The sequence below is a fragment of the Rhizobium subbaraonis genome (assembly GCF_900220975.1).
GTDB classification, from domain to species: Bacteria; Pseudomonadota; Alphaproteobacteria; order Rhizobiales; family Rhizobiaceae; genus Mycoplana; species Mycoplana subbaraonis.
On record NZ_OBQD01000003.1, the window covers coordinates 95,015 to 107,455 of the forward strand.

A 12,441-nucleotide genomic window follows, 5' to 3' on the forward strand; every position below is an offset into this window, starting at 1 on the left:
TGAAGGATCCGTGTATCAGGTCAGGGTGATGTCGGCGCTGGCGTCGTCGGCAAGAAGCGTGACGTCGCCGGGCCGGAATGCGATCTCGGCGGTGTCGCCGATGGCAAATTCGGGCGCGCCGAGGGGGCTGCGCACGACGGCGGTCGTGCCGTCCTTCAGGCGGATGTCGTACTTCGAGCCCGAGCCGACATAGATCGCCTCCTCGACAATGCCGCTCAGGCGGTTCTCGCCGTCGACGACCCCGGTGCCGGGTCGATGCAGCACGGCACGCTCCGGCCGCAGCAGGATCACCGGTGCAGCGTGGCCGGAAATCTTCCCGCTTGCGACGATTTTGGTTCCGGCGATCGACACCACCGTGTCGCCACCGACGATATCGGCCTTGCCGCGCAACACGGTCGATTCCCCGATGAACCGTCCGACAAAAAGGGTGGCCGGATGGTCGTACAGCTCGCGTCCATTTCCAATCTGCTCCACCTGGCCGCCGTTGAAGACGGCGATGCGGTCGGACAGCACGAGCGCCTCCTCCTGATCGTGCGTGACGTAGACGAAGGTGGTGCCGAGCTCGCGATGGATGCGCTTGATCTCCAGCTGCAGCCATTCGCGCAGCTTCTTGTCGAGCGCGCCGAGCGGCTCATCCATCAAAAGCAGCGGCGGGTCGAACACCAGCGCGCGGGCAAGCGCCACGCGCTGCTGCTGCCCGCCTGAGAGTTCGTTGGGATAGCGATGGGCGAAGTCGGCCATCTTCACCATTTCCAGCGCGTGACGGACCTTGCCGTCGCGCTCGGCCCTGCCGATGCCGCGCAGCGTCAGCGGGTAGGCCACGTTCCGGCCGACGCTCATGTGCGGAAACAGGGCATAGTGCTGGAAGACGACGCCGATGTTGCGCTTGTGTGACGGCAGGCCGAGCACACTCTTGCCGCCGATCTCCAGGCTGCCGGAGCTTACCTCGGTGAAGCCGGCGATCAGGTTGAGCGTGGTGGTCTTGCCCGATCCGCTGGGGCCTAGCAGCGTCATGAATTCGCCGGGCCGGATGCTGAGATCGAGGTCGCGCAGGGCGACGAACTTGCCGTATCGCTTGGACGCCTTGCGGATATCGATGGAAGCACCGGGGGTTCTGTTGGTGGCATTCATGTCAGGTCCTTCCACGGCGCATGCCGATCAGTAGGCCGGCAACGATGATGAACGAGGTCGCAAGGAATAGCAGGGTTCCGACGGCGGCCACGGTCGGGTCCGCGTCGCGCGTGATGCTGCTGTAGATCTGGACCGGTAACGTCTTGAGGTAGGGGCTCGTGATGAAGAGTGCGACGATGATCTCGTCGAAGGAGGTGATGAAGGCGAACAGGGCGCCGGAGAGCACGCCGGGCAGGATGAGCGGCAGGGTGACGGTGCGGAAGACCGTCAGCTTTCCCGCGCCGAGGCTCGCCGCAGCCGTCTCCAGCCTGCGGTCGAAAACCTCGAGGCTGGCGGAAACGGCGATCAGGACGAAGGGGATAGCCAGCATGGTGTGGGCGAAGACGAAACCGGCCACGGTGCCCACCAGCCCGGTATCGAGGTAGACGGCGTAGATACCGATTGCCAGCACCACCCCGGGCACCACCATGGGCGTGATCAGGATCGCCCGCAGGAGGCCGCCGGTGCGGGCGGCGGCACGGGTGACGCCGAAGGCTGCCAGCGTTCCGAGCGTGGTTGCGAGGATCGCGACGACGGTCGCGATCAGGAACGAGTTGCGCAGGCTCAGCAGCCATTCCGGATTGGTGAAGAAATTGTCGTACCACTGCCAGGAAAAGCCGGCGGGAGGAAACGCCAGCGACTTGTTGGAATTGAACGACATCGGAATGACGACCAGCGTCGGGGCGAGCAGGAGGATGGCCACCAGCAGGCAGAAGAGGCCGAGGAAAATGCGGGAGGAGAGCTGCATGGTCATTTCTCCCGCCGCGTCTGCGTGTGCTTCTGGCGCATCAGCGGGGCCGCGATCGCCAGAAGAATGAAGGTGGCGACAAGCAGGACGACGCCCATTGCGCCGCCGCGCCCCCAGTTCAGCAGGCTGAGCACCTGGTTCTGGACCAGCGAGGAGAGCATGGTGCTCCGCGGGCCGCCGAGGAGCGCTGGCGTGATGTAGAAGCCGAGCGACAGGATGAAGACGATGATCGCGCCGGCATAGACGCCGGGCAGGGACAGCGGGACATAGATCTGCAGGAAGGCCCGCCAGGGCTTCGCGCCGAGACTGCGGGCCGCCTGCAACAGCCTCGTATCGATGCCCTTCATCACCGAATAGATGGGCAGGATCATGAAGGGTAGCAGCACCTGCGTCATGCCGATGACGACGCCGAGCTGCGTACGGATGAGCTTGACGGGCGACAACCCGAGCCCCCGCAGAATCGAGTTTATGACGCCGGAATCCTGCAAAAGGATCACCCATGCCAGCGTCCTGACCACGCCGCTCAGCCAGAACGGGACGAGCACGCACAGGATGAGGATCAGACGCAGGTTCTTGCCGACGACGGTCATGGCGTAGGCATAGGGGTAGGCGCAAATCAGGGAGGCGAGCGTGACCCAGCCTGACAGGACGAAGGTGCGCTGGAGCACCGCCCTGTTGACGGGAGAGCCGAAGAACCAGATGTAGTTCTGCAAGCCCGGCTCGGGCTCGCTGAAGCTGCGCAGAACGATGATCGCCAGCGGATAGACGAGCACGGCGGCCAGAAGCAGCACTGCCGGCGCTGCCAGCCAGCCTGCGTCGCGCAGGTTCAGCCGCCGCGCCGGGCGTCCGCCTGCGGTCTGGTTGTCGGTCTGGGGCAAGGCGCTCAAAGCCGTTCTCCTGTCGACGCGGTATTGCCTGACGCGGGCGGAACCGGGCGACAAAGGCGCCCGCCCGGATCCTGCTTTCAGTTACGGCGACGGGATCAGTTCCCCGAGAGGAGAGCCGACCATTTCTCGCTGGCGAGATCGAAGTTCTTCACCCAGAACGGGATGTTCTGCTGGAAGCCCTGCTTGATCCGCTCGGGCGTGTTGGTGAGGAAGGCGGCCGTGGCGTCATCCACCTTCGGCTTGGAGTCGAGGTTGATTGGCGTGTAGGAGGTCTTCTCCGTGAGGATCTCCTGCGCTTCCTTGCCGAGATAGGCATTGATGAGGGCGTAAGAGGCATCCGGATCCTTGGCGCCGACCGGAATGGTCAGCTGGTCCATCACCACCAGCCAGTCCTGCCACACCGGCGTGTACTGGGCGCCGTTCTTCACCGCCGTCATGGCACGGCCGGTCCACATCATGATCATGTCGGCTTCGCCGGACTCGGCGAGCTGCTGGGATTCAGCACCGGTCTTCCAATAGATCGTGTCGGGACCGAGGGCGCGGATCTTCTCGATGCCCTTCTCGATATCGTCGGCCGTCATCGCCTTGGCGTCGCCGCCGGCTGCGATGAAGCCCTGCTCGATCAGGCCGCCGACGGGATCGCCGCTGCCGTCGATGGCGCGGACGCCGGGGAACTTCTCGGTGTCGAAGAAGTCCTTCCAGCTGGTCGGCGGATTATCCTTGTACGTGTCGTTCTTGTACATCAGCACGACACCGTAGTTCATGGCAGGCACCGAGCATTCGCCCACCTGGCCTTCCGGGATCTTCGAGATGTCGAGCTTGGAGAAGTCGAGCTTCTGGAACAGCGTGCCGCAATGGACGTAGGGCGGCAGGTCCGCGGTGTCGACGACGTCCCAGCTGACGTTGCCGGATTCGACCTGGGCCTGCAGCTTGGCCGTCTCAGTCGGGCCGTCGTTCAGAAGCGTCACGCCCGATTTCTGGACGAAATCCTGAAGGGCGGCGACCTGGCCGTCCTGGTAGATGCCGCCATAGGAGACGAAGGTCAGCGTCTTGCCCTTCAGCGATCCTTCGGCAACTTCGCCGGCGACAGCCTTGTCCTGTGCCAGGGCGGGAACGGAAACGGCGCATGCCATCATGACGGCGAGGCCGAAATTGATCTTCTTCATACTCATGACTCCCAGTTATGCCCGCAATTGTTCTACCCCGGCAGCGAGCTTTTCCGGGGCTGGTACTGATCAAGCTCTGCCGCCACGCTGGTCGGCGGAGCGATGATCCAGACGACTTCCGCCACCTCGTCTCCGACGTTTACCGTCTTGTGCGGTATTGACGTCGGATACTCGATGCAGTCGCCTGCAAACAGTTCATGCCGCTCGTCGCCGAGCGTCAGTTCCACGTGTCCCCTGATGACAAAGAACATTTCATGCGTATCGCCGTGGCTGTAGGGCCGTTCGCCCGTCGAGCCGCCGATGTCGAACTCGCCGATATAGACTTCCACGTCGCGGATCGGTCGCCGCGACAGAAGCATCTTGCGATATCCCTCAGCTTCCGGCAGCGCGGGCCGGTCGGCCTTGCGGAGCACCTGGCGCACCGGTGCCTCGCTTTCGTCGAACAGGTCCGAAATGCCGATGCCGAGCGCGCTGGCCATGCGCATCATCGTGCTCGTATTCGCCCCGCTCAGCCCCCGCTCGAACTGGCTGATAAAGCTCGCCGTCGTTCCGGTCGCCTCGCCGAGCGCGCGAAGCGACATGCGCCGTGCCGTGCGAAAGGCCTTGACTTTCTCGCCGACGGAGATCTCCCTTTTGCGGCTGACGTCGTCGATCTCACCTACTCCCGCTGCTCTCACTTAACACGGTATTAAGTGACTTGAAGTTTGGCAAGAGGCGTTTTCATTTCATCGGAAAATTATGCCGCCCGGCGGCTTGCCGGTTTCGTGAGCGGCGTCTTCAGGGACTGATGGCGCCCTTGTAGATGTAGCCGTTGCCGCGCGCGGTCTCGATCAGATCCGGGTCCGCTCCATTGTCTTCCAGCTTGCGCCGAAGCCTTGCGATCCGGGTGTCGATGCTGCGGTCGGTGGGGTCGGAACCGTGTGCTGGCGCGAGCCTCAGGATCTCGTCGCGGCTCAGAAGCTTGCCGGGATTGGTGGCGAAGGCGGCGACCAGGTCGATCTCCGTCGGGAACAGGCCGAGGTCACTGCCGCCGGCCGTCAGGAGCCGCCAACGGCGAAGATCGAGCGAGAAGGAGCCGAACGGCACGATCTTGTCGCCTCGCGCCCGCCGCCGGCGCAGGACGGCATCGATCCTGGCCTTCAGTTCGGCGATCGAGAAGGGTTTGACGACGTAGTCGTCGGCACCGATCTCAAGGCCGACGATCCGATCGACGACGTCGTCGGCCGCAGTCAACATGATGATGCCGATGTCGCCCTGTGCCTGCAGCCGCCTGGCGATGCTGAGGCCGTCCTCTCCCGGCAGGCTGATGTCGAGGAGGACGAGCTCGGGGGCGCGGCCGGCAAGGTGCGTCGCCAGTTCGCCGGCATCGCCGGCAAGGCGAATGTCGTGGCCCGCCAAGGAAAGACTGTCGGCCAGCATATACCGCAATGCCTGGTCGTCATCGACGATGATCAGGTCGGCCATTGTTTTTCACCAGAGTTACCGGCAGCTCGATGTGGCATGCCAGCGTCTTTGGCGGTAAAAGTAAAGCATTGCCGAGGGAGTTCCTTGCAGAAAGTGGGCTTTCGATCGCTGTTTTGTGAGAATTCAAACCCTCGTGGGCTGCTTTTCTCGCCGCGCCGCCAATTTCACTTTGCCGACTGCGACATTCCGATGAAACAATGCGCGTTGATCGTTATCCAGAGGGGCGGCTTTCCGACACGAATCGCCCGGAAGGGAGCTGCTGACGAACATGGCTCAAAGGATGTCCGGTTTCGGTCCTTCCTCTTGGCTGCTGCTGGCCTGTTCGCTGCCGCTTTTCGCCCTGATCGTCGGCCTCGCCGGCGACCATTTCGATCGCCAGCGCTCCGCCCTGCTCTCGGAGCTCGAAACGCTTGCCGGCGAGCAGCAGCACGCGCTGGAGACGATGCTGGCCGAGGCGAGCCGCGAGCTGTCGCGCATGCGGCTCACGATGGAGGACCGGCTTGCCGATCCCGCTGCAAGTCCGGTCGGTGTGCTTTCCGGGCAGATGCGCAAGAGTTCGGCAACGGTCGATGGCAGGGTGGTGGAAGGGCTGGAATGGGCCTCGCCGGCGGCGGGGACGGAGGGCGGCAATCTCGTCGCGGTTGCCGATCTGCTGGACAATCCGGATACTTCGACAGCCACGGTAAAGGCGGGAATCGAGCTTCTTTCGACGCTTTCGCTGGAGCGGCGGCTCGGTTCGAGTTCGCATTGGAGCTACTTCATCTCGTCTGCGGGCGACTTCGCCGTCTTTCTTCCTGGAACAACCCTGCAAGCGATGCTGGATGCAGCACCGCAGCGGCTGCGACGCACGGATGCCGCCGGATTTCTGCGAGACTGGCTTGCATATGATGTCTTCCAGCGAGGGGTGCCGCAACGCAATCCGCACCGTCGCGCCTATTGGACGAGCGTCCATGCGGAGCCTGGCGGGGCGGGCCGCATGGTCAGCTATGCTGCCCCCGTCTACGAAGGCGATCTCTTTCGCGGCGTCGTCGGCACGGACATATTGCTGTCGGCGTTCGACGGCATTCTACGGCACATGGAGCAGCCGATCGGGATGCTCGCCATTCTCGACCAGTACGGTGAGATCGCCGGCCTCAACGGCGTCGCGTTTAGTGCGGATACGCGGCTGATGCGCGAACATGTCGCCGCGCTGCAAATCCCCGAGGGGCAAAGGCCGAACTTCTCGCTCGTCGGCGACGACTGGCTGCTGACGCGGTCACTGGAAGGATCTCCGTTCAGGCTCGCCTATGTCGTGCCCGTCGCCGATGTTCGCGCACAAGTGGCGCCGCAGATGGCTTCCTATGGCCTGATCCTTCTCGGTCTTGCCGGCGCACTGGCGATGACGCTGTACTTTCTCCATCGCGCCTTCATCGGCCCCAGCATCAAGCTTGCCCGCTACGTTGCCGATCATATGGCGGGTGTCACCTGCGAGCGGCCCAGGGTTCCGGAGACATGGCGCGAGCATTTCGACGCGATCGCGGTCGCCTTCACAAACAGCCGGAAGTATCGCGCGCGGCTGGAGGAAAGCGAGGCACGACTGCTGGCGGCGACCTCCAGCCTCGTGGATGGGTTTGCCATCTTCGACAGCAACGGTCGCCCGGTCGTCGTCAACAAGGCCTTCACCGAGCTTCTGCAGGAAACGGATGCGGCGGGCATATCTGCATGCCTGTCGGCGTTGATCGGACGACACGACGACAAAGAGGCGGAGCCAGTGCTCTTCAAAGGGCGATGGATCACCGGTCGCAGGCATGGGATGCCCATGGGCGGCGAAGTGGTGCTGCTGCGCGACGTGACCGCCGCCAAGCAGGCGGAAATCCAGCTGCGCGACAGCGAGGAGCGCTATCGCACCATGGTGGATACGCAGACGGAGTTCGTCGCCCGCTACACACCCGACGGAACCACCACCTTCGTGAACGACGCCTATTGCCGATACATGGGCATGTCGAAGGAGCGGCTTCTCAATCGGGAAGGCAGCGATTTCGATCTGATCGTTCCCGAAGATCGCGACACGCACCGGCAGCATGTCCTGTCGCTCTCGCCGGAACATCCTTCGAGCACCATCGTCTTCCGAAGCCTGGCGCCGACCGGTGATTCCGTACGGTGGGAGGAATGGACCGATACGGGCATATTCGACGAGGCGGGCAATCTGGTGGAGATGCAGTCCATCGGCCGTGACATCACCGAGCGGAAGCTGGCCGAAGAGGCGCTGCGGGCGAGCGAGGCCCGCATGGCCGCCTTCATGAAACACGCACCCGTCGCCATCCTGTCGAAGGATCGGAACGGCCGGTTCACCATGGCCAATCCGGAGACGGTCAAGCGGCTGAAGCACAGCGAAACGGAGCTGATCGGGTGCACGACCGCGGAAATCATTCCCTTCGCCGAAGCCGAAATGATGGATCGCTCCGTAAGAGAAGTCCTGGTGACCGGTGAAGTCCAGGTGGAGGAGCAGTATCATCCCTCGCTCGCTCCCTTTCTGTACAGCCTGTTCATCCGCTTCCCGCTGCGGTCGCAGGACGGCGGGGTGGAAGGGGTCGGTGTCTTCGTCGTCGACCAGACGCCGCAAAAGCTGGCGGAGGAAGAACTCGACCGGCAGAAGGAAGCCCTGCATCAGAACGAAAAGCTGGCCGCGCTCGGCTCGCTCCTCGCAGGCGTCGCCCATGAGTTGAACAATCCGCTCTCGATCGTGGTCGGTTACGCCGGCATGCTTCACGAACTGGCGACGGACGAGCCGACGAAACGCCGTACGAAGGAGATCCAGCTTGCCGCGGAGCGTTGCGCGCGTATCGTGCGTACCTTCCTGGCCATGGCCCGCTCCAAGCCGGTGGAAAAGCGGTGCGTGGATATCGAGAAGATCCTTGACGACGTGACGGAACTTGCCGCCTACGGGCTGCGCAGCAACGGCATCATCATCGAGCGTGAGCGCTTTCAGCCGGCGCTGCCGCCGGTGCTGGCCGATGCCGACCAGCTGCATCAGGTGTTCATGAACGTCCTTCTGAATTCGCAGCAGGCGATGATGGATCAGGACGGCCCGCGCCGGCTGTCGCTGAAAACCGACGTGGTTGGCAACGAGATCGTGATCGACCTGCGCGACAGCGGTCCCGGCATCGACGAGACCGTCCGCCAGCGGGCGTTCGAACCCTTCTTCACGACCAAGCCGCAGGGCGTCGGTACCGGAATCGGCCTCTCGGTCTGCCTCGGCATCGTCAAGGCCCACGGCGGGGAAATGTCGCTTGAGCCCGCGGATGGGGGCGGCACACTGTGCCGGGTGTCGCTGCCCACGACCGAGATGGCGCCGCACACGGCCGCTGCGACCGAAACAGGGGCGTTCCGCCTGTCCGGGCGCATATTGGTGGTGGATGACGAGCCGGCGATCGCCCACTACATTTCCGAGGCGCTTTCCGCCGAAGGGGTCGACGTAACGGTGGCGTCCGACGGTCCGGCGGCGCGGCGGGCTATCCTGACCGGGATATTCGATGCGGTGCTGACCGATCTTCGCATGCCCGACATGAGCGGCGAACGCCTTTTGGCCTTCGTCGGGGAGCACCGCCCGTCGCTTGCCGGCCGCGTGCTCATCATGACCGGGGACGCCTTGTCGGCCGACGTCAATCTTTCTGCTGCCGGCATCGCGGTCGTTGAAAAGCCGATCGATCTCGCGACGTTGCGCGAGGCTCTGCGCCCGCTGATGTCGACCGCTGACAATGTTCCTCCAGCCACGCGGGTCTCGTGATGTCGCTAGCGGTTGCCTCCCCACTGCCGGAAATCTTCGTCGTCGACGACGAGCCCGGGCTGCGCAGCATGATCGAAGACTACCTGTCCCTGCAGGGATTTGTGGTGAGCGCTGCGGAAAACGGAGCGGCGCTGGACCGGCTGCTGGCGGCGCGACGGCCCGCGGCGATCGTTCTCGACGTCAACATGCCTGGCGAGGACGGCCTGTCCATCGTGCGGCGCCTGCGGGGGCGAGCCGAACGCATGGGGATCGTGATGCTGACGGCCAATGCGGACGAAACCAGCAAGGTGGCCGGCCTGAGTTACGGGGCGGACGACTACATCGTCAAACCCTTCGAGCTGCGCGAACTGCTGGCGCGGCTGCGCAGCGTCCTGCGGCGATTGCCGGCACCCGCGCCTCCATCGATGCGCCCGGCGGAGGGGCTCGCTTTCGGCGCGTTTCGTCTGGATCCGGACGGGCGTAGGCTGTTCGATGGCGACGGGGTGGAAATCGGCGTCAGTTCGATGGAATTCGATCTGCTGGAGACCTTTGCGCGGCATCCGCGGCAGGTGCTTTCGCGTGACCGCCTGTGCGAACTGGCGCATGGCCGGCCGCTTGGGGAGGCCGACCGAAGCGTCGACATCCGCATCGCCCGGCTGCGCCGAAAGCTCGCGGCCACGGCTCACGCGCCGCTTCTGCGCACAGTGCGCGGCGAAGGCTACGTGTTCGATCCCTGATGTGCTGTTGCAACAGATCGCTTCACGCGCGACACGGCAGGGACGTATTCGTGTTCGTCAATGGCTGCGCCCCTCTCATGACCATATATGACAGCGCTGCGCCTCGTGCCGGCCGAATGGCCGGCAGGATAGCAACGCACTGTCAGGCCGATGCGTCGCGATCAGCGCGATGCCTCATGCAGGGTCGGATCGCACGACCTTCACGGGGACACCCTTGTAGGCTGGCGTGCCCGATGCCGGGTCATAGTCGCTGAGCGCGACCACGGTATTCATCTCCGGATAGTAGCCGGCGATTGATCCTCTCGGAATGTCGTAGGCCACCGCCGTGTAGCGGCTGACCGTGCGGGGGGCGCCGTCCGTTGCGACGAGCGAGCTGACATCGATCAGGTCGCCCTCCGACAGGCCGCGCTCGGCAAGGTCGTGCCGGTTCATGAAGACGACGTCCCTGCGCCCGAAGACGCCACGGTAGCGGTCGTTGAGGCCGTAGACCGTTGTGTTGTACTGGTCGTGGCTGCGCAACGTCGTGAGCACGAGCGCTTCCGGATCGCTCTGCCGGGGATCTTCGTCCAGCCCCGGGGCGAGCAGGAAGACCGCCTTGCCGGACGGCGTCTTCCAGCGCCGGTCGGAAGCCGCGACATCAAGGCGAAAGCCGCCGGGCACCCGGATGCGCTTGTTGAAGTCGCGGAAGTCGGGAAAGACGACCTCGATCTTTTCCCGGATGCGGTCGTAGTCGGCAATCAGGAAATCCCAGTCGATGCCGTAGCGGTTCCCGAGTGTCGCCTTGGCGATGCCGGCGACGATCGCCGGCTCCGATCTCAGCATCTCGCTCGGCGGGTTGAGAAAGCCCCTGGAGGCATGCACCATCGACATCGAATCCTCGACCGTCACCGCTTGCGGGCCGGAGGCCTGGGTATCGAGGTCGGTGCGGCCGAAGCACGGCAGCACGATCGAGACCTTGGCCGTCAGGAGGTGCGACCGGTTCAGCTTGGTGGCGATGTGGACGGCCAGATCGAGCTTGCGCATGCCCGCGAAGATCGCGCCCGGATCGGGCATCGCGACGGCAAGGTTGCCGCCGAGACAGACGAGCGCTTTGGACCTGCCGTCGATGATGGCCTCGGCTGTCTCGATGGCATTGTGGCCCTTGATGATCGAGGGGCGAAAGCCGAAGGCGCGCTCGATGCCGTCCGCAAGCGACGGTCCGGGAATCTCGGTGATGCCGACGGTACGGTTGCCCTGGACGTTGGAATGGCCGCGCAGGGGACAGATGCCGGCGCCGGTCCGGCCGATATTGCCGCGCAGCATCAGGAGATTGGCGATCTGCTGCACATTGGCGGTGCCGTGGCGATGCTGGGTGATGCCCATGCCGTAGCAGAGGATCACGTTCTCCGCGTTGATGTAGACATCGGCGGCGCTCTCCAGCGCTTCATAGGTGAGGCCGGAGACGGCAAGAATCCGGTCCCACGGCGCGTCCTCCATATCCTTGCGGAACGCCTCGAACCCTGTCGTGTGCTCCTCGATGAAGGCGCGGTCGATGATGCCGTGCCGGCCGGCAGCCAGCGCTGCCGCATCCTTCTCAAGGACGATCTTCATGATGCCCTTCAGTGCGGCGAGATCGCCACCTGCTCGGACCTGATGGTAGGCTGAGGCGATCGGGGTCGATGACAGCGTGGCCATCTCGACGGGGTTCTGCGGTGCTGCAAACTTCTCCAGCGCGCGTTCCTTCAGCGGATTGAAGACGATGATGGGAACGCCGCGCCGGGACGCATTGTGCAGCGTCGTCATCATGCGGGGGTGGTTGGTGCCGGGATTATGGCCGAAGCTGAAGATCGCATCGGCGGAATCGAAATCCTCCAGCGTCACGGTGCCCTTGCCAACGCCGATGGCCTGGGGCAGCCCGACGCTGGTCGCCTCGTGGCACATGTTCGAACAATCCGGGAAGTTGTTGGTGCCGAAGGCGCGCACGAACAGCTGGTAGAGGAACGCTGCCTCGTTGGAGGCGCGGCCGGAGGTGTAGAACTCGGCCTCGTCCGGGCTCTCCAGCTTGCCGAGTTCCGCCCCGATGGTCGCAAACGCATCCTCCCAGGAAATCGGCAGGTAGCGATCGCTGTCATGGTCGAAGATCATCGGATGGGTCAGTCGCCCCTGGTCTTCCAGTTGATGATCGGTCCAGTGCCAGAGCGAACTGACGGTGTTCTGTGCAAAGAACTCAGGCGGCACGCGCCTGGCTGTCGATTCCCAGGTGATCGCCTTTGCGCCGTTCTCGCAGAATTCGAAAGAGGAGGTGTGCTTCGGGTCGGGCCAGGCGCAGCCGGGGCAGTCGAACCCCTCCGGCTGGTTGGCCTTCAGCAGCGTGGCTGTGCCCTGGGCCACGATCTGCTGATGCGCCAGGGTGCTGGCGACCGCCTTCAACGCCCCCCAGCCACCGGCCGGCGCGTCGTATTGTTCGATGCCTTCGGGACGCTTTTCTGTCATCTCTCGCTCCATCGCCATTTCCGGCAGGATCGCAAGCAGAGGGCAGGCATTC

General features: G+C 64.2%; 9 protein-coding genes. 2 read left to right on the forward strand and 7 right to left on the reverse strand.

Annotation, left to right across the window (positions count from 1 at the left end; genetic code table 11):
- Positions 1-15: 15 nt before the first annotated feature.
- The 6 genes from CRO48_RS04985 to CRO48_RS05010 all read right to left on the reverse strand — a co-directional run bounded on the left by CRO48_RS04985 (position 16) and on the right by CRO48_RS05010 (position 5,435).
- The gene (locus CRO48_RS04985; RefSeq protein ID WP_097136915.1) at positions 16-1,131 is read right to left on the reverse strand and encodes an ABC transporter ATP-binding protein; all 1,116 of its coding nucleotides are present in this window, start codon (positions 1,129-1,131) and stop codon (positions 16-18) included.
- Position 1,132: 1 nt separating this feature from the next.
- Positions 1,133-1,924, reverse strand: a complete 792-nt coding sequence (locus CRO48_RS04990; protein WP_176526656.1) for an ABC transporter permease — start codon at positions 1,922-1,924, stop codon at positions 1,133-1,135.
- Entirely contained in the window at positions 1,921-2,748 is an 828-nt protein-coding gene (locus CRO48_RS04995) for an ABC transporter permease (protein ID WP_245423443.1), read from the reverse strand. Before CRO48_RS04995 ends, CRO48_RS04990 begins: the two co-directional genes overlap by 4 nt.
- Before the next feature lie 152 nt (positions 2,749-2,900).
- Positions 2,901-3,971, reverse strand: coding sequence for an extracellular solute-binding protein (locus CRO48_RS05000; RefSeq protein WP_097136919.1), 1,071 nt, complete (start codon positions 3,969-3,971; stop codon positions 2,901-2,903).
- Positions 3,972-4,003: 32 nt separating this feature from the next.
- Positions 4,004-4,648, reverse strand: coding sequence for a helix-turn-helix domain-containing protein (locus tag CRO48_RS05005; protein ID WP_245423432.1), 645 nt, complete (start codon positions 4,646-4,648; stop codon positions 4,004-4,006).
- Between the two features lie 100 nt (positions 4,649-4,748).
- Complete coding sequence (locus CRO48_RS05010) at positions 4,749-5,435, reverse strand: response regulator (RefSeq protein WP_097136923.1); 687 nt, start codon at positions 5,433-5,435, stop codon at positions 4,749-4,751.
- 268 nt (positions 5,436-5,703) lie between these two features.
- On the opposite strand from CRO48_RS05010, the gene CRO48_RS05015 reads away from it, so the two are divergent.
- A complete protein-coding gene (locus tag CRO48_RS05015; RefSeq protein WP_097136924.1) occupies positions 5,704-9,201 on the forward strand; it encodes a PAS domain S-box protein in 3,498 nt (1,165 codons plus the stop codon).
- A complete protein-coding gene (locus CRO48_RS05020) occupies positions 9,201-9,917 on the forward strand; it encodes a response regulator (protein WP_097136926.1) in 717 nt (238 codons plus the stop codon). The genes CRO48_RS05015 and CRO48_RS05020 overlap by 1 nt, the downstream gene beginning before the upstream one ends.
- Before the next feature lie 174 nt (positions 9,918-10,091).
- On the opposite strand, the gene CRO48_RS05025 is transcribed toward CRO48_RS05020, so the two are convergent.
- Positions 10,092-12,389 carry an FdhF/YdeP family oxidoreductase gene (locus tag CRO48_RS05025; RefSeq protein ID WP_097137478.1) on the reverse strand — a complete coding sequence of 766 codons (2,298 nt, stop codon included), beginning with the start codon at positions 12,387-12,389 and terminating at the stop codon, positions 10,092-10,094.
- Between the last annotated feature and the right edge of the window lie 52 nt (positions 12,390-12,441).